Genomic DNA, 17,546 nt, shown 5'->3' on the forward strand with positions numbered 1-17,546 from the left:
CTTATGCAGCGCCCCTTGATGCGTTCCCTTCGCCCACTTGCCGCCCTCTGCCTGGCGCTGCTGGTCCATGGTGTCCAAGGACAGGAGGCGCTGCGCCCGGAAATCACCGCGCTCGAACGCATGCCGTCCAGCGCTGGCGCGCAGCTGCCCGGCCTGGTGGCCAAACTGCGCGGGCGCGCACTACCGCGCAGCGAAGAGCAGTTCGATCTGATCTTCCTGCTCGCCGGCCATTACGCCGGCAACAAGCAGCGCGCCGAACTGGAGGCCCTGGACCGCGACTTCGGCCCTTGGCGCCAATCCAGCGATGCCGCGCAGCGCCTTCAAGGCGAGCTGGCTTCCGCCATCAGCTGGACCCGCTTCCATATGGCCAGCGGACACCTGCAGTTGGCGCAACAAGAGCTTCAGTCGGTCAAGCCCGAACTGCTGACCGACCTGCCACTGAAGTGGCGTTACCGCGAGCGTGGCCTGCGTGCTTCGGTGCTGGAGCAAACCGGGAACATCGACGAGGCCCTGTTGCTGCGCCTGGAAACGGCGCGGTTGGCGGAGCAACTCAATCAAGCCTGGCGCCAGTCCTATGCGCTGAGCAGCCTGGCCTTGACCTATTTGCGCGCCGGCCAATTGGACAAGGCGCGCGAGGCGGCCGACGAGGGCCTGCGAATGGCCCAGCGCGAGCCTGAGGATCATGACCTGTTGGGCAATGCCTTCAACATCAAGGGCATGATCGCCAGCGAAGGCAGCGACCAGGCCGAAGCCCGCCTCGCCTACGAGCAGGCGCTGGTGTATGCACGCAAGGCCTCTGACCGCGGGACGCAGTCCGTGCTGATGGGCAATCTGGCCGACAGCTATTTGCGCGGTGGTGAGTACGCACGCGCTCTCAGCATTTCTGAAGAAGCCCTGCCGCTGGCGATTGAACTCAAAGACGCAGGGAGTCAGGCTCTGGCCCTGCACAACATGGGTGTAGCCAAGATCGCGCTCAAGCGCGTGGCCGAAGGCAAGGCCGATGTGCTCAAGGCCATCACCATGGAGCGCCAGCAAGGCGCCACGACCTCGGTCTCCGAGGGGTGGAATGAGTTGGGGCGCTACCTGGAGCAGGCCGGCGACTTTGCCGGCGCCTTTGAGGCCTTCGAAGAACACCGGCGCATCGCCGACACCCTGTCGCGCGCCGATCAGCGCAAGCGCGTGCTGGAGGCCCAGGAGCAGTTCGACGCCGACCGGCGCCAACGCGAGACCCAGTTGCTGAGCCAAGAGACCGTGCTGCAAAGCGGTCAGATCAAGGCGCGCAATCTGCAGCTGACGCAATGGGCCTTGCTGTTGGCCAGTGGCCTGGCGGCTGTGGTGCTGCTGGTGATGATCTTTCGGCGCATGCGTCACACCAATGTCGAACTGGCCCGCTCGAACGCGGAGCTGGCGGTGCGCAGCGAGCGCGATCCGCTCACCGGCCTGTCCAACCGCCGACACTTCCAACGCGAGGTCAAGCGCCATTTACAGGAAGGCGGGCTGCAGGCCACCCTGTTCCTGCTGGACATTGACCACTTCAAACGCCTGAACGACGAGTATGGGCACGCTGGCGGCGATGCGGTGCTGGTGGCCGTGGCGCAGCGCCTGCGGGCCGCCGTGCGCGAGCAGGATCTGGTGGTGCGCTGGGGCGGCGAGGAATTTCTGATGCTGGTGAGCACCCGAGAACCGGCGCTGACGCAAGCCCTGGCCCTGCGCATGTTGCGCGAGCTCAGCTGCGAACCCATCGCCCTGCCACAAGACCAAAGCGTGCGCATCAGCGGCTCGCTGGGTTTTGCCAGCTTCCCGTTGCCGGGCGGCAATGTGGCGCCGGACTGGGAGCGCGCCGTGGACATCGTCGACACCCTGATGTACCAGGCCAAGGGCCACGGTCGCAACCAGGCCTGGGGTCTGATGCGCGCCAATGGGACCGACCTCGACGCCGTGCTCGCCCAACTGGGCGAGCTCGGCCCGGCCCGCGAGCGCGGCGACCTGCAGCTGCAGGTCTTGCCCGGTCCCGGCCTGCAGGAAGGGGCCGCGGCATGAAGCGATTGCTTGCCGGTTTGTCCCTGAGTCTGAGCTTGGGGCTGGGCGTGCAGGCCCAAGTGCTGGATCTGGCCAAGGATCAGCGCGCCGTGCAGCTGCTGCTGCTCGGCTACGACCATCCGGCCAAGGCCGATGCCGAACTGCGCGCGATGCGGGCCGAGACCGCCCCGGCCCAGGGGGACTGGCTGGATTATTTGGAGGCACGCCTGCGAGTGCAGACAGGCGATCTGGAGGCTGCTGCGCAATGGGCGCGAGGGCTCAACACCCCGATGGCCTCATTGGTCCTGGCCCTGGTCCATGAACGTCAGGGGCGCGACAGCGAGGCGCTGCGCCTGGCCGAGGCCGTCCAGCACGATCTGGCGGCCAACTGCAAGGCGTGGCCAGGCCCGCGCGAGGGCAAGCTGGACTGCGATTTCCGCCTGGTGCGCGAGGCCCTGCGCTTGCAGGCAAGGGTGCAGTTGCGCCGTAGCCAAATGGGCAGCGCCCGTACCCTGATGGAGCAGGCGCTGTCGCTCGCGCGCGCCGGCCAGGACAACGAGATTGCCGCGCATGATCTGGCCGATCTGGCCGACATCCACGATCTGCTGGACCAGCAGGAGCTATCGCGCCAGGCCCTCGCCAACGCACTCAAGCTCGCGGCCGACTCGCCGCGCATGCTGGCGCGCATCAAGAGCTACGAAGCCATGCTCGCCACCCGCCGCGGCGACCGCGACGCACAGCTGGCGGCCTACACCGAGGCATTGACACTGGCACGCAGCGCCGATTCGCCCCGGCTCGAGGCCCTGCTGCTCGGCAATCTGGCCGATTACTACCTGCACACCCACAAGCCCGAACAGGCGAAGCAGCATGCCGAGGCCGCCTTGCCCGTGCTGCAACGCTTTGGTGAACCGCGCGCGCTGCGCAACGCACGTCACAACCTGGCCGTGGCCTTGGTACTGCTGCGCCAGTTTGACGGCGCGCGTCAGCAACTGGCCTTGATCGACAAGCTGCCGGTGGGCGGAGACGACAGCGCCTCGCGGGGCGAGGAGTTGCGCGAGTTGGGTGCGGCCTGGGCCAAGGTCGGGCAGGCCAAGGAAGCCTTGGCGCTCTACCACGCCGAACGCCGGTTGACGCTTGAGGATCAGCAGCGTGCGCGCGAGGCCGTGATGGCCGATCTGCGCGCCAAATACGACGCCGATGCCCAGAAGGCCAATCTGGAGTTGCGGCGCCGCGAACACGAACTCAACCAACAAACCCTGAGCAACCAGGAGGCGGTCCGCAAGGTCACGCTGATCGGCGCCGTGCTGCTCGGGCTGTGCGCGGTAATTGCGGTGCTGGCCCTGGCCCGGATGCGCCAGGCCCATCGGCGTCTGCGCGCCAACCAGGCCCTGCTGCAGGTGCTGAGTGAACGGGATCCGCTGACCCAGTTGGCGAACCGCCGCCATTTCCAATCGGCCATGGCGGCGCGGGGCGACGAGCCGCTGGCCGGCGGCCTCTTGATGATCGACATCGATCACTTCAAGCGCATCAACGACAGCCACGGCCACGGCGCGGGCGATCTGGTCATCCAGGCCGTGGCCAAGCGCCTGCAGGCCACGCTGCGCGAGGGCGATCTGCTGGTGCGCTGGGGCGGCGAGGAGTTCCTGATCCTGGCGCCATCGCTGCGCACCAGCCATGTGCAGGTGCTGGTGGATCGGCTGCTGCTGGCCGTGGGTGAGAAACCCGTGGCGCTGGAAAGCGGCGAGTCCCTGCGGGTCACCATCTCGATTGGTTTTGGCTGCTTCCCGCTGCCGCCCAGCGGCCTGACCCTGCCCTGGGAACGCGCCATCAACTGGGCCGATCTGGCGCTCTACGCTGCCAAGCACCGGGGCCGCAATCGCGGGGTCGGCATCGTCGAAGCCCAGGCCGAGGACGACGAGAGCCTGGTGCGCATCGAGTCCGACTTCGAAGGTGCGGCGGCCGCCGCCCGCATCAAGCTGGCACAGGTCATCGGACCCATCGCGCTGTCCTGAATGCAAGCGCCCGACATCCATGTGCCAACGCTGACCCTGGCCATGGTGGGCGGCTTTGCGCTGATGGTGGCGCAAGTCACCTTGGCCGGCTGGCGCACCCTACCACGCCGTGAAGCCCAGAGCTGGCTGGGTGTCTGCGCTGCGCTGATGGTCTCGGCAGCACTGTTCGCGGTGCGCGCCCAGTTGCCTGAATGGGCGGTGTTGCTGACCAGCAATCTGGCCCTCGGCGTGGGCCTGCTGGCGATGGTGGGCGCGGCCTTGCGACTCATCGAGGTCAAGATTCGCCCTCGGCAGGTCGGCTGGGCTTTTGCGGGCTACTGCACCGTGATGCTGATGGCCCAGGCCCTGCCGCTGGCGCAGGCCATCACGGCCAGCAACCTGGCGGCCGCGGCCTTTATGGCGCCCCTGGCCTGGACGATGGCACGTCGCGGCTGGCCCGTCAGCGCCGCACTGCGCTCGGTCACCGCCGCCCTGTGGACCCTGCTGGCTGTCCTGCTGTGGCGCGCCCAGGATGCCTGGCGCCATCCGGCCGAGTACACCGACCTGGGCCAACGCCTGTTTGCGCCGCCTGGCCATGGCCTGTCCATGCTGGTGTTGATGCTGGCCATCCTGGCGGTCTGCTTTGGCTATGTGCTGGCGGCCCAGGAGCGCGCCCAGCAACAGCTGCACATACAGGCCACCCGCGATGCGCTGACGGGTTGTCGCAACCGCCGGCGCCTGGACCAGATCATGCACAACGAGCTGTCGCGGCTGCGACGCGGCGGCGCCAGCCTGTCCTTCATGCTGATCGACCTCGACGACTTCAAGCGTCTGAACGATCAACACGGGCATGCGGTCGGTGACGCAGCCCTGATCCATGTGGCCCAGCTGTTTCGGCAACGCCTGCGCACCACCGACAAGCTGGCCCGCATGGGGGGCGAGGAGTTTGGCGTGGTGCTGCCCAGCACGGACTCGGCCGGCGCGCTGCAGGTAGCAGCCCAGTTGCGGCGCCAACTGCACCGCCATCCCCTGCCCCTGGCCCAGGGCGGTAGCGTCACACTCACCGCCTCGATCGGGATCGTCACCCTGCCCAGCCGGACCAAGGCCAAAGCCGATGCCGTCTACGAAGCGGCCGACTGCGCCATGTATGAGGCCAAGCGCGGCGGCAAGGACGGCGCCCGGGCCTCAGATTGGATTGAACTGGCGCCACAGCCATAGCGCCAGCCCGCCCAAGAAGGCCAGGCCCAGCAAGAGGCTGAGTCCAACAATCAGAATCCCCCATATGAGCGCGCGGCGCAGGCCCTGCAGGCGCCGCAGCGCCGGCCAGTCCTGGGTGCGCGCCCGTTCACTGGCACGCGCCAGCACGGCGGGCGGCAGACGGCGACGGATGTAGGCGAAGCCCAGCGGCAGGATCAGGAGATCATCCAGCCAGCCCAGCACCGGAATGAAGTCCGGGATCAGGTCGATGGGACTGAGCGCATAGGCCAGCAGCGCCAGCGCCAACCACCGCAAACCGCGCGGCATCTCAGGGTCACGCACCGCGTGCCCCATCACCAACACCTCATCCGAAAGCCGCGCCGCCCAGGCCTTGAGGCCGCGCCAGCGCATCACGGCCCCTCCGACACCGCCTCTGGGATCAAGCGACCGCCGCGGAACCGGCTTTGCCGGGCCGCAGGCGGTGCCCCCTAGAGGGGGAGGCGGCGCAGCCGCTCCGGGGGTGGGTCATCACTCCACCAGAATCACTTTCTGGCGGCTGTCGGCCCAACTCTCGTATTGCTCGCCAAAGGCCTTGTCGATCTCGTTGCGCTTGATCTTGAAGGTCGGCGTGATCAGGCCGTTGTCCACCGTCCAGGGCTGCTTGAACAGCACCAGGCAGTCCATCTGCTCGTGCGGATCAAGCTTGGCATTGATGCTCTTCAGATGCTCGACCAGCGAGGCCTTGAGGGCCTCCTTCTCGGCCGGGTCGTCCAGCTTCTTCACGGCCTCAGGGCCGAGCATGCCCAAACCCAGGGGCTGACCCATATTGGCGCCCACCACGGCACAGGCCTCGACGGCGTTGTGCATCACGATCTTGTCCTCGATCGGCGCGGGCGCCACATACTTGCCCTTGCTGGTCTTGAACAGGTCCTTGACGCGACCGGTGATCTTCAGGCACTTGCGGTCGTCGTGCGCGGCCTTGTCGCCGGTCTTGAGCCAACCGTCCTCGGTGAAGGCCTCGCGGGTCAGCTCGGGCTCCTTGTAGTAGCCCTTCATCACCGCCGGGCTCTTCATCTGCAACTCGCCGGTCTTCTTGTCGATGCGCACCTGCACGCCGTCGTAGGCCGGGCCCACGGTGCCGGTCATGTCCTGGCCATTGATGGTGATGTGGCTGACCGCCAGGTTCTCGGTCATGCCATAGCCCTCATTGATGGGCAGGCCGAGCTTGCGATACCACTTGAGCAGATCGGGCGGCATCGGCGCCGCGCCACCGGCCGCGAAACGGCAGGCATCCAGGCCCAGGGCCTTGCGGATCTTTTTCTTCACCACCAAGTTCAGGAGCGGAATCTTGAGCAGCTTGTCCAGCTTGGCCGGCGGCATCTTGGCCTGGATGCCCTGCTGGAACTTGACCCACAGGCGCGGCACCGAGAAGAACACGGTCGGACGGGCGCGCTGCAGATCCTGGGTGAAGGTCTCGAGCGACTCGGCAAAGAACACATGCATGCCGGTCACCAGCCAGCCATGCTCAACCAGGCAACGCTCCACCACATGGGCCAGCGGCAGGTAGGACAGCATGCGGTCGTCATCGCCCATGGGGATGCGACCCAGACCGGCCTGCAGCGCCCAGGCAAAGTTGCCAAAGGTGTGCATCACGCCCTTGGGTGCGCCGGTGGTGCCCGAGGTGTAGATCAGCGTGGCCAGTTCGTCGGCGCCGCGCACGGTCTGGCCCTCCATCGGGGCGGTGTCGGCCACGATCTCGTCCCAGCTCTGATAGGCCGCCTTGGCGTCATCGGGGCTGAGCGCGTAGCTGACGCAGGGCATGCCAGCCGGGATGCCGGGCTTCATGCCTTCCCAACCGTCCAGCTTGCCAACGAAGCACATCTTGGCCTCGCTGTGCTCCAGGATCTGGGTGATGGTGCCGGCCGCCAGGGTCGGGTAGAGCGGCACCGAGACATGGCCGGCCATCCAGATGGCCAGATCGTTCATCAGCCACCAGGCGCAGTTTTTGGACAGGATGGCGACCTTGCTACCGGCCGGCCAGCCCTGGGCCTTGATCCAGGCCGCCATGCGGCGCGTCTCGTTGGCGATCTGGCCCCAGGTGAATTCCTTGACCACGCCATTGCCCATGGGCTGGGTCAGCACGACCTTGTTGGGGTGGGCCGATTCCCAGTAATAAAGGCATTGCAGGGCCAGGCGTTCAGGGGCGATGGTCGTGCTCATGATGGATGAATGTGTCGACAGCGAGAAAGGGGCTCGAAGGTAGCTGGTTCCGAGCCCCCCGGAACACCGGGCTTGCCCCAGGAGAGCCTAGGGAACTGTCACCAATTTCCGAAAATCATGCCTTGGCGGCCGCTTTGGCCGCTTCAACTGCAGCCAACTCGGCCAGGGCCTGATCCAGCTCCGGGTGACAGACCGTCGCCCCGACGGCGGCGGCAGACCCTTCGGCCCGCACCCGCGCCCACCACTGCCCGGCCTCCCGGCCTTGGGCAAAGCCGCTCGACTGCAGCAAGACCTGTTCGCCCCGTACCAACTTCACATAGAACAGACCGTCGGCCTCGCGGTACTGCTTGGACATCGGCAGTTGCGCCTTGGGCGCCGCCACGGCCTGGCGCCCGGGCAGCAGGCGCGAGCGCCGCAGGCCCACGGCCTCGCGCAGGCGGTCCAGCAAGGGCCGGGCGATGGCGCGTGCGCGCTCGGCGCCACGCAGCAAGATGGCCTCAAGCTCCTCGGGGTGGTTCATCAGCTGCTCGTAGCGGGCGCGCATGGGGCCCAACTCGCGGTCGATCTGCGCCACCAGGCGCTGCTTGGCCTCGCCCCAGCCCAGGCCGGCGCGCAGCTCGGCGCGCATGGCGGCACGCTCATCCGGCGCGGCAAAGGCGTCCCAGAGCTGGATGAAGGTCGTGCCCTCGGGGTCTTTCGGCTCGCCGGGCAGGCGCGAGTCGGTCACCACCTTGGCGATGGCCGTCTTCAAGCCCTCCAGCCCGCCTTCGAACAGCGGCACGACGTTGTCGTAGCTCTTGCTCATCTTGCGGCCATCCAGGCCGGGCAACAGCTCCATCTCGGCCTCGACCTGGGCCTCGGGCAGCACGAAGAAGTCCTGGCCATAGTGGTGGTTGAACTTCTGCGCCACGTCGCGCGCCATCTCAATGTGCTGCACCTGGTCCTTGCCCACCGGGATGCGGTGCGCGTTGTAGAGCAGGATGTCGGCCGCCATCAGGATGGGGTAGCTGTACAGGCCCATGGTGACGTTGGCGTCGGGCTCCTCGCCGGCCGCCGTGGCGGCGTCCACCGCCGCCTTGTAGGCATGCGCGCGGTTCATCTGACCCTTGGCCGTCATGCAGGTCAGCAGCCAGGTCAGCTCACACACCTCGGGCAGATCGCTCTGGCGATAGAGCAGGGCCTTGTCTGTATCCAGCCCGGCTGCCACCCAGGTGGCGGCGATCTGCAGGCGCGAGGCCTCGACGCGGTCGGGGTCGTCGCACTTGATCAGGCCGTGGTAGTCGGCCATGAAGAAAAAGCTCTCGACCCCGGGCTCGCGCGAGGCGGCAATGGCCGGACGGATGGCGCCGACATAGTTGCCAAGGTGCAGAGTGCCGGTGGTGGTGATGCCGGTCAGGACGCGAGTAGACATGAGTCAGCTTTCAGTGCACTGGTCGTTCGAGGCGACCAGAACTTCAAGGGGGCCGCCGTGGAGCTGGCTTTGCCAGGCCACTGGCGGCGCCCCCTTGAGGGGGAGGCGGCGCAGCCGCTTCGGGGGTGGGTCAGAGGTTTGCCATCTGTTCACCGAGGCGAATCGGTCGGGCCGGGGCCCATTCGGGATTGAAGGCCATGCCGGACTTGGGCCACAACATCACCACGGTGGAGCCGAGCAGGAAGCGGCCCATCTCGTCGCCTTGCGCGAACTCGACCTGACCGGCCGGGTAGTCCCAGGTCTTGACCTCGGGGTGGCGCGGCGGGTTGACCACGCCGTGCCAGGTGGTGGCCATGCTGCCGACGATGGTGGCGCCCACCAGCACCAGCACGAAGGGCCCGTGGGCGGTGTCGAATACGCAGACCACGCGCTCGTTCTTGGCGAACAGACCCGGTAGCGCTCGCGCGGTGGCCGGGTTCACCGAGTACAGGCTGCCGGGCACCCAGATCATCTGGCGCAAGGTGCCGGCCACAGGCATATGAATGCGGTGGTAGTCCTTGGGGCTCAGGTAGAGGGTGGCGAAATGGCCATCCTGAAAACGTCCAGCCAGCGAGGCATCGCCACCCACCAGGGCCGTGGTGCTGTAGCCATGGCCCTTGGCCTGGAAGACCTGGTCGGCCTGGATGGCCCCAAAGGCCGAGATGGCGCCGTCGACCGGGCAGATCCAGTCTGCTTTGGCCAGAGGGCGGACTCCGTCTTTCAGCGGCCGGGTGAAGAACTCGTTGAAGCTCTTGTAGGCCGCCGGGTCCGGGTTGGCGGCCTCGGCCATATTGACGCCATAGCGGCGGATGAAGCGCTCGATCAGCGCGGTGGTCCGGGCACCGTTCTCGGCCGCCGCGATGCGGCCGGCCAGCTCGGTCAGCGCTCGCTTGGGCAGCAGACGCTGCGGCAGCATGGTGCGAAGGTCTTCAATGCTCATGGCGCTGCCTCGAAATGGGGCCGCGATTCTACGGAAGGCATTCGCCGCGCACCCAGTCGGCGAAGGCCGGCGCGGCCTGCGACGCTGGCCAGGCCAGCAGAGCCGGCACGGCATAAGGGTGCTGGGCCAGCAGCCAGTCCTGCAGCGCCGACCAACGCGCCTGGGTGGTCTTGATCAGCAAGCGCCACTCGCTGTCTTGCTGCAGCGCACCGTCCCAGCGGTAGACCGACTCGATGACTTGGATCTGCACGCAGGCGGCCAGGCGTTGCTCCACCAAGCCGCGCGCCAATTGCTGGGCTTGCTCAGAGCTGGCCACCGTGGTGAGCGCCAACAACAAGGCGGGCGCCACTTTGACCTCAGGCGGGTTGAACCGTGGTGTTATCGCTGCGCTGCGCGCCGCGGTTGTCGGTCCAGTCCAGCTGCAGGCGATCGCCGGCCTTGGCGCCGCGCAATATGAACTCCAGCTGCGGATCTTTGCCCATGCCGGGACCCAGCTGTCCGCTCAGCACCGTCTGGTCGTTGAGCTGCAGCTTGAACTCCGCGATGAACCAGGCGGGAATCTCGCGCCCTTGCGCATCGCGACGTTCGCCACTCTCCATCTCATGGCGCATGCGCAGCAACACCTGGGCCTGATCGCGCCCCTTCATGCGCGCGCGCAGCAAGCTGGCGCGCGGTTTGGCCTCGGGCTTCATCGGCATTTCCCCGTGCAGGTGCTCAGCGCCACCTTGACATCGTGCTGAGCCAGCAGCAGCTTGCCGTCCTGCAGTTGCGCCACGCCATAAACCAGCGAACTCCTCGCCAAACGAATGCGTGTACCGAGCTGGGGTTCCATCGCTTCGCTGAACTCCAGGCTGGCGAGCAAGGCCGTGGCATTGCGCTCGGCCAGCAACCACATCTTCTTCACGCCGGGGAGCTTGCACTGCAAGCTGATGGGCACCTGCTCGCCACTCTCGGCAATGTCCGGTGCCTCCAACACCAGGTCCAGACTTGGCACCGGAGCCGCCAGACCCAGGGCCTGCAAAGTGACCTGAAGCCCCTGGGTATCAAAACCCTTGCGGGCCGCCTGGGCCAGGGCCGCATCCAGCGGCGCCAAGCTGGCCAGGGCTGCCGCCCGCAACCAATTCCTACGTCTCAATCCGCACTCTCCAACTGCTCTTGCACCCGCCGCGCCGCGCGCAGGGCGGCACTGGCGTCGATCTGCGCCTGGGGCGCAATTTGTTCCACCCGCGCCTCCAGCTCCGCCGGCTGCTGCATCAGCGCGTGAACGATGCCCGAGATGCCCGCCACACCCCGACGCTGCAAGCCCTCGGGCAAGGTCCCGCTGGCCTGCAGGCCCACATGGTGGCGCACGCTGGCCACTGCGGCTGGCGCCAGGCCCCAGCTCTCGCACAGCGCGGCGCCCAAGGCGTCGTGGCTGACGCCGAAGGCCGAGGTCTCCAGATCGCAAAGTTCGCTGTCACTGCCCGCCGCACGCAGCATGGCCGGGTAGTGCTGCGGCGCATGGCGATACAGCACCGCCTTGCCGCACTCCTCAAACAAACCCGCCGAATGCGCGGCCCAAGGATCGATGCCCAGCATCTGGCCGATACGACCCATCATCAAACCGCGCTTGGCCGCGCGCTCCCACACCGGCTCCAGTTCGGCCGCGGAAGGAAATGCGGCCCGCAAACTCATCTCGAAGGCAATGGCGCTGACCTCGCGCATGCCCAGATAGGTCAAAGCCTGGTGCACCGTCTGAACGCGGCCACGCAAACCATAGAGCGAAGAATTGACAGCCTTGAGCACCGCAGCAGCCAGCGCCATGTCGCCCTCGACCAAGGCCGAGACGGCCAGCAGATCAATCTCGTCCTCGGCCATCAGGACCGACAGCTTGACCAGGACCTCGGGCTGGGCCGGAATCTCGATATCGAGCGCGCGCAGTTCAGGATCTACAGACATAGGGCGCCTTTCAGGCCGTGATTGCGTTCCATATTAGCGCCGCATCCCAGCCGGTCTTGAGGATCAGCCCCCCCACAACCACCAGGAAAACCCCGCGCACAAAGCCGGCGCCGCGCGCCAGCGCGAGGTGCGATCCCATCCAGCTGCCGGCCATATTGGCCACGGCCATACAGGCCGCCACGCCCCACCAAATATGGCCGGTGGCGGCAAACAGGGTCAGCGCCGAGGCGTTGGTGGCGGTGTTGAGCAGCTTGGCGCTGGCGCTCGCATGCAGAAAGTCGTAGCCCAGCACACGAACAAACAGAAACACAAAAAAGCTGCCAGTACCCGGGCCGAAGAAGCCGTCGTACAGGCCGATGCCGCCGCCGATCAGGGCCGCACGCCAAATCTCGCTGCGCCCCTCGTGCTGCGGGCGGTGCTCACGCCCCAGGTCCTTCTTGGCCAGGGTATAGACCAGTAGCAGCAACAGGATCAGCGGCAGGGCCAGGCGCCACACGCGGGCATCCATCAGCGTGGCGCCCCAGGCACCCAGGGCACTGCCCACCAAAGCCGCCGCAATGGCGGGCAGCAGCGAGCGCCAACGCAACTCCACACGCCGCGCATAGCGCCAAGCCGCCAGCGCCGTGCCCCAGACGGCCGCGCCCTTGTTGGTGCCAAACAGCGTGGCCGGTAGCGCCTGCGGATAGGCCGAAAACAGCGCAGGCACCAACACCAGCCCGCCGCCGCCCACGATGGCATCAATGAACCCGGCGGCCAGCGAGGCCGCAACAACCAATATCAATTCCATGGCTTAGCGAGCCGTCAGCAGCCGAGCGCAGTACTCAGACTCGCCTTGATCAAGTGCCCCCGCGGAGCCGGCTCTGCCGGGCCGCTGGTGGCGCCGGGGGAGGCGCCAGGGGAGGCGCCGCAGGCGCTTCGAGGGCGGGTCATTTCAAGGCCTCATCCAGGCGCTGCAGCCACTCGGCGGGCACGGCCTTGTTGCAATAGAGATGGCGGCTGCCGCCCGGCGGCGCATCGGCAAATCGAAGCAACTGGAACGACCCGGCCGCCGAGCTGGAGTCAGTGGGCAAACTGAGCAACCACTGACCTTCTTCGGGCGCCACCGGCATCCAGTCGGCGCGATCGGCCAGCAACATGCGCATCAACACCGGCACATCGGCGCTGCTGGATTCGGGCGTGCGCGTGCGCTGCGCCAGCAAGGCATCGAACTGCGCCCCGTAGCTGAAGCCCTGCTTGACCAGCAGGCGCGCATCGGGCCGCTGAAGAGCCTGCGCCATGGTGAGGTTGTCGGACCACCCCAGGTTGCTGCGCGCCAAGAGGCCCAGGGGTTGGTCGCGATAGAGCATGGCGCTGAACTGCCCCTTGGCCTCCCGTGCCGGATTGCGGAACCAACCGATGCCGCAGTCCAGGCCCTGGGCGTCCTCAATGAGTCGCAACTGACGCTGACTGGGAGTGAGCGCCAGGCGGTGCGGCAAGTGCGCGCGCGCCAAAGCCCGCTGCAAGGTGTCCACCACCAAACCCTGTACCCCACCATCAGGACGGGTTTGGTAGTAGGGCGGGCGCTCCTGGTAATGCAGGGTCACAGTGGGCAAGGCGCCCTGCGCCGCCACGGCATTGCTCAGGAACAGTCCCGCCAGGGCAATGGGTCGATTCCAACTCATTGCGCCATTTTGGCGGGATGCCTCACCAAATGCGGATGCGCTGCTCGCTGGGCTTGAACATCTTGTCGCCCGCCCGGGTGCCAAAGGCCTCGTGGAAGCCGTCGTGGTTGACGGCCGCGCCATTGGCACGGAACTCGGCCGGCGAGTGCGGATCCACCGTCAGCATCTGCAGCGTGTAGCTCTCGCGAGCCTTGCTGCGCCAGGCCTGACTCCAGCCGTAGAAGAAGCGCTGCTCCCCACTCAATCCATCGAGCACCGGGGCGTCCTTGCCACCCAGGCTCTTGCGGTAAGCCTTGAAGGCGATCTGCAGACCGCTCAAATCGGCAATGTTCTCGCCCAGGGTCAGGCGGCCGTTGAGCTTCTTGCCGGGCACGGGTTCGTATTCGCCGTACTGGGCCACCAGGCGATCGCCCAGGGCGTCGAAGGCCTTGCGGTCGGCCGGCGTCCACCAGTTGCGCAGCGCACCCTTGGCATCGAACTGGCTGCCCTCGTCGTCAAAACCATGGCTGATCTCGTGGCCGATCACGGCGCCGATGGCGCCGTAGTTCACCGCGTCGTCGGCCTTCAGGTCGAAGAAGGGCGGGCGCAGGATGGCGGCCGGGAACACGATCTCATTGGCCAGCGGGTTGTAGTAGGCGTTGACGGTCTGCGGCGTCATGCCCCATTCCTTCTTGTCCACGGCCTGGCCCACGCGACGGGCATTGCGGGCCCACTCGAAGCGGCCGGCGCGCTCGCCATTGCCCAGCGCATCGCCGGCCTTGACCTGCAGCGCGCCATAGTCGCGCCAGCGCTCGGGGTAGCCGATCTTCACCGTGTAGGAGGCCAGCTTGGCACGCGCCTGCTGCTTGGTCTGCGGGCCCATCCAGCTCAGGCCTTCCAGGCTGTCGCCAAAGCTGCCCAGCAGATTGCCCACCAAGGTCAGCATGCGTTGCTTGGCCTCGGGCGGGAAATGCTCGGCCACATAGAGCTGGCCCACGGCCTCGCCCAGGGCGGCGTTGACCTGCTCGATGCCCTGCTGCCAGCGCGGACGCTCTTCCTTGGCACCCTGCAGGGCGGTGCCCTTGTAGGCAAACAGCGCGTCGCGGAAGCCCTGGGGCAGGGTGTCGGCCACGCTGGAGAGGGTGTGCAGCTTCAGGTAGTCGCGCCATTGCGCGATGGGTGCCTGGGCCAGCAGGCGCGAACTGGCGGCCAGGGCGGAGGGCTGGCCAACGATGACGCGCTGGGTGCGCTGCAGTTGGGCGGCCTGCAACATCAGCGTCCAGTCAAAGCCTCCGCCGAGCTTGCGCAGGGCCTGACGGTCGTGCGGGTTGTAGGTCTTGTTGGGGTCGCGCAGCGAGACCTTGTCCCACATCGTCGCGGCCATCTGCTTTTCCAGCGCGATGGTGTGCTCGGCGGCCTGCACGGGGTCGGGCAGACCGGCCAGGCGGCCCAGAGTCTCCAGATAGGTCCGGTAGGCGGCCACGGCCTTCACATAGCGCGGCTCCTGGTCCTTCAGGTAGTAATCGCGGTCGGGTACGCCCAGGCCGCCCTGGCCGGCGATGGCGGCATAGACGTCGGGTTTCTTCGGGTCGGGCTCGATGCTGATGTTGATGGGCAGCTGCAGCTGACCTTGCTGACGGCCCATCCAACGGGCCAGATCGGCGGGCTTTTGCAAGGCCTCGATGGCCTGCAGCAGGGGCTGAACCGGCGCCAGGCCGCCGGCGTCGATGGCGGCGGTGTCGGTATAGGCCTGGTAGTAGAGCGCCACCTTCTCGGCCACGCTGCCCGGGGCTTGGGCCTGGGCCGCCAGGCGCTGCACGATTTCGCGCACTTCGCGGTCGCTTTGGTCGCGCAGTTGGATGAAGGTGCCCCAGCGCGACTTGTCGGCCGGGATCTCGGTGCGCTTCAGCCAGCCGCCGTTGACGGCGCGGAACAGATCGTCCTGCGCACGCACCTCGGCATCGATGCCGCTGGTGTCAATGCCGGAATGGGCGCCGGCCGCGCTGGCCAAGCAAAGGGTCAGGGCCGCCGCAGCGGTGCTCAACAGTTTCATGGTTTTTTGTAGGAAAGGAATTACCAGATGCGGATGCGCTTCTCGGTCGGCTTGAACATCTTGTCGCCGTCACGGGTGCCAAAGGCCTCATGGAAACCGTCATGGTTGACGGCGGCGCCATTGGCACGGAACTCGGGCGGCGAGTGGGAGTCCGTGGTCAGCAGCTGAAGGGCACGGCTCTCGCGCACCTTCTCGCGCCAGGCCTGGCTCCAACCCAGGAAGAAGCGCTGTTGCCCGGTCAGGCCATCGATCACCGGCGCGGGCTTGCCGCCCAAGCTTTTCAGATAAGCCTTGTAGGCAATCTGCAGGCCGCTCAGGTCGGCGATGTTCTCGCCCAGGGTCAGCTTGCCGTTGAGTTTCTTGCCCGGCACTGGCTCGTATTGCTCGTACTGGGCTACCAATTGCTCGCCCAGTTTGGTAAAGGCAGCACGGTCGGCATCGGTCCACCAGTTGCGCAGCGCGCCGTCGGCATCGAACTGGCTGCCCTGGTCGTCAAAGCCGTGGCTGATCTCGTGGCCGATCACTGCGCCGATGGCGCCGTAGTTCGCGGCATCGTCGGCCGCCGCATCAAAGAAGGGCGGCTGCAGGATGGCAGCCGGGAACACGATCTCGTTGGCCAGCGGGTTGTAGTAGGCATTGACGGTCTGGGGGGTCATGCCCCATTCCTTCTTGTCAACCGGTTTGCCCGACTTCGCCACTTCGCGCGCCCAGGCGAAGCGCGACGCGCGCTCACTGTTGCCGCGTGCATCGCCGGCCTGCACCTGCAGCGCGGTGTAGTCACGCCACTGGTCGGGGTAGCCGATCTTGGTGACGTAGCTGGCCAGCTTCGCACGGGCCCGCGCCTTGGTCTGCGGGCCCATCCAGGTCAGGCCTTCCAGACTGTCGCCAAAGCTGCCCAGCAGGTTGTTCACCAGGGTCAGCATGCGGGCCTTGTGCTCGGGCGGGAAGTGCTGGGCCACATAGAGCTGGCCCAGGGCCTCACCCATCGCGGCGTTGAGTTGATCGATGCCTTGCTGCCAGCGCGGCTTCTCTTCGGACGCACCGGTGAGCGCCGTGCCCCGGAAGGCAAAGCGGGCGTCGCGGAAGGCCTTGGGCAGGGTGTCGGCCTGCGCGTCCAGGCTGTGCAGGGTCAGATAGGTTTTCCAATCCTTCAGCGGCACCGTGGCCAAGAGCTTGGCAATGCCGGCGGTGGCGCTGGGCTGGGAGATCGATAGCCGATCCAGGCCCTTCAAACCGGCGCCTTGCAGGAACGCCGCCCAGTCCAGGCCCGGGGCCTTTTGGCCCAACGCGGTCACCGGAGTGGGGTTGTAGATCTTGACCATGTCGCGATTGGCCACGGAATCCCAGTGCACCTCGGCGATGCGACGCTCCAGCGACAGGGTGGTCTGCGCAGCCTGGGCCGGGTTGGGCAAGCCGACCAGGCGGGCCAGGGTTTCCAGATAGACCGCGTAGTCCTTCACCGCCTTGGCAAAGCGGGCATCCTCGGTCTTGAGGTAGTAATCGCGATTGGGCAGACCCAGGCCACCCTGCCAGGTCAGCGGACGGTTGATGCCGGGTTCCTTGAAGTCCGGATGAATGGCCAGTGCGATCGGCAGATTCATCAGACCCTGCTGCGCACCCAGCCAACGGGCCAGGTCCTTGCGGTTCTGGATGCGCTCGATACCGGCCAGCCAGGGCTTGATGGGGGCCAGGCCGCGCGCATCAATTTGGGCCAGGTCGGAATAGGCGGCGTAGAACAGCGCCACCTTTTCGGCCACGCTGCCCTTGGGGTTGTCGGTGCGGGCGGCCAGGGCTTCGACGATGGCGCGCACTTCGCGGTCGCTCTTGTCGCGCAGCTGGATAAAGGCACCGTACTCCGACTTGTCAGCCGGCATCTCGACCGTGTTCAGCCAATGGCCGTTGGCGGCGCGGAACAAATCGTCCTGGACCCGGACTGCGGGGTCAAAGCCGGCGCGGTCCAGCCCGCTGGTTTGGGCCTGAGCGGCCAAAGAGAGCGACATCAAAGCGGCCGCCAGGGCCAGGGGACGAAGCAACATGGGGGACCTGCTGATGGGCGCCGGGACGGCGCGAAGCCGCGCAGTGTCGTGCGTGCACCAAG

Annotated in this window: 15 protein-coding genes; 3 read left to right on the forward strand and 12 right to left on the reverse strand. The window is 66.9% G+C overall.

Annotation, left to right across the window (positions count from 1 at the left end; all coding sequences use genetic code 11):
* Positions 1–18: 18 nt before the first annotated feature.
* Genes FF090_RS18780 through FF090_RS18790 form a run of 3 tightly spaced genes read left to right on the forward strand, consistent with a single transcriptional unit; the run spans position 19 to position 5,228 of the window.
* On the forward strand, positions 19–2,040 hold the full coding sequence (locus FF090_RS18780; RefSeq protein WP_175423733.1) for a GGDEF domain-containing protein: 2,022 nt from the start codon (positions 19–21) through the stop codon (positions 2,038–2,040).
* Positions 2,037–4,031, forward strand: a complete 1,995-nt coding sequence (locus tag FF090_RS18785; protein ID WP_138858196.1) for a GGDEF domain-containing protein — start codon at positions 2,037–2,039, stop codon at positions 4,029–4,031. Before FF090_RS18780 ends, FF090_RS18785 begins: the two co-directional genes overlap by 4 nt.
* Complete coding sequence (locus FF090_RS18790; RefSeq protein WP_138858197.1) at positions 4,032–5,228, forward strand: GGDEF domain-containing protein; 1,197 nt, start codon at positions 4,032–4,034, stop codon at positions 5,226–5,228.
* On the opposite strand, the gene FF090_RS18795 is transcribed toward FF090_RS18790, so the two are convergent.
* From FF090_RS18795 to FF090_RS18850, 12 genes are all read right to left on the reverse strand, one after another.
* Entirely contained in the window at positions 5,196–5,618 is a 423-nt protein-coding gene (locus FF090_RS18795) for a YkvA family protein (protein WP_138858198.1), read from the reverse strand. The genes FF090_RS18790 and FF090_RS18795 overlap by 33 nt on opposite strands.
* 117 nt (positions 5,619–5,735) lie before the next feature.
* A complete protein-coding gene (locus FF090_RS18800) occupies positions 5,736–7,427 on the reverse strand; it encodes an AMP-binding protein (RefSeq protein WP_138858199.1) in 1,692 nt (563 codons plus the stop codon).
* Between the two features lie 115 nt (positions 7,428–7,542).
* Positions 7,543–8,838, reverse strand: coding sequence for a tryptophan--tRNA ligase (locus tag FF090_RS18805; protein WP_138858200.1), 1,296 nt, complete (start codon positions 8,836–8,838; stop codon positions 7,543–7,545).
* Between the two features lie 130 nt (positions 8,839–8,968).
* Positions 8,969–9,817, reverse strand: a complete 849-nt coding sequence (gene asd, locus FF090_RS18810; RefSeq protein ID WP_246071468.1) for an archaetidylserine decarboxylase — start codon at positions 9,815–9,817, stop codon at positions 8,969–8,971.
* Between the two features lie 28 nt (positions 9,818–9,845).
* On the reverse strand, positions 9,846–10,166 hold the full coding sequence (gene cutA, locus FF090_RS18815; RefSeq protein ID WP_138858201.1) for a divalent-cation tolerance protein CutA: 321 nt from the start codon (positions 10,164–10,166) through the stop codon (positions 9,846–9,848).
* Positions 10,167–10,173: 7 nt separating this feature from the next.
* Complete coding sequence (gene soxZ / locus FF090_RS18820) at positions 10,174–10,515, reverse strand: thiosulfate oxidation carrier complex protein SoxZ (RefSeq protein ID WP_246071469.1); 342 nt, start codon at positions 10,513–10,515, stop codon at positions 10,174–10,176.
* Positions 10,506–10,952, reverse strand: coding sequence for a thiosulfate oxidation carrier protein SoxY (locus FF090_RS18825; protein WP_138858202.1), 447 nt, complete (start codon positions 10,950–10,952; stop codon positions 10,506–10,508). The genes soxZ and FF090_RS18825 overlap by 10 nt, the downstream gene beginning before the upstream one ends.
* A complete protein-coding gene (locus tag FF090_RS18830) occupies positions 10,949–11,755 on the reverse strand; it encodes an HDOD domain-containing protein (protein WP_138858203.1) in 807 nt (268 codons plus the stop codon). Before FF090_RS18830 ends, FF090_RS18825 begins: the two co-directional genes overlap by 4 nt.
* A gap of 10 nt (positions 11,756–11,765) precedes the next feature.
* Positions 11,766–12,542, reverse strand: a complete 777-nt coding sequence (locus FF090_RS18835; protein ID WP_138858204.1) for a sulfite exporter TauE/SafE family protein — start codon at positions 12,540–12,542, stop codon at positions 11,766–11,768.
* Positions 12,543–12,681: 139 nt separating this feature from the next.
* Positions 12,682–13,416, reverse strand: coding sequence for a hypothetical protein (locus FF090_RS18840; RefSeq protein WP_138858205.1), 735 nt, complete (start codon positions 13,414–13,416; stop codon positions 12,682–12,684).
* 22 nt (positions 13,417–13,438) lie between these two features.
* A complete protein-coding gene (locus tag FF090_RS18845) occupies positions 13,439–15,448 on the reverse strand; it encodes a M13 family metallopeptidase (protein ID WP_217503004.1) in 2,010 nt (669 codons plus the stop codon).
* Between the two features lie 20 nt (positions 15,449–15,468).
* A complete protein-coding gene (locus FF090_RS18850; protein WP_138858206.1) occupies positions 15,469–17,484 on the reverse strand; it encodes a M13 family metallopeptidase in 2,016 nt (671 codons plus the stop codon).
* Positions 17,485–17,546 lie beyond the last annotated feature (62 nt).

Origin of the sequence: Inhella inkyongensis (assembly GCF_005952805.1) — a bacterium.
GTDB lineage: Bacteria > Pseudomonadota > Gammaproteobacteria > Burkholderiales > Burkholderiaceae_C > Inhella > Inhella inkyongensis.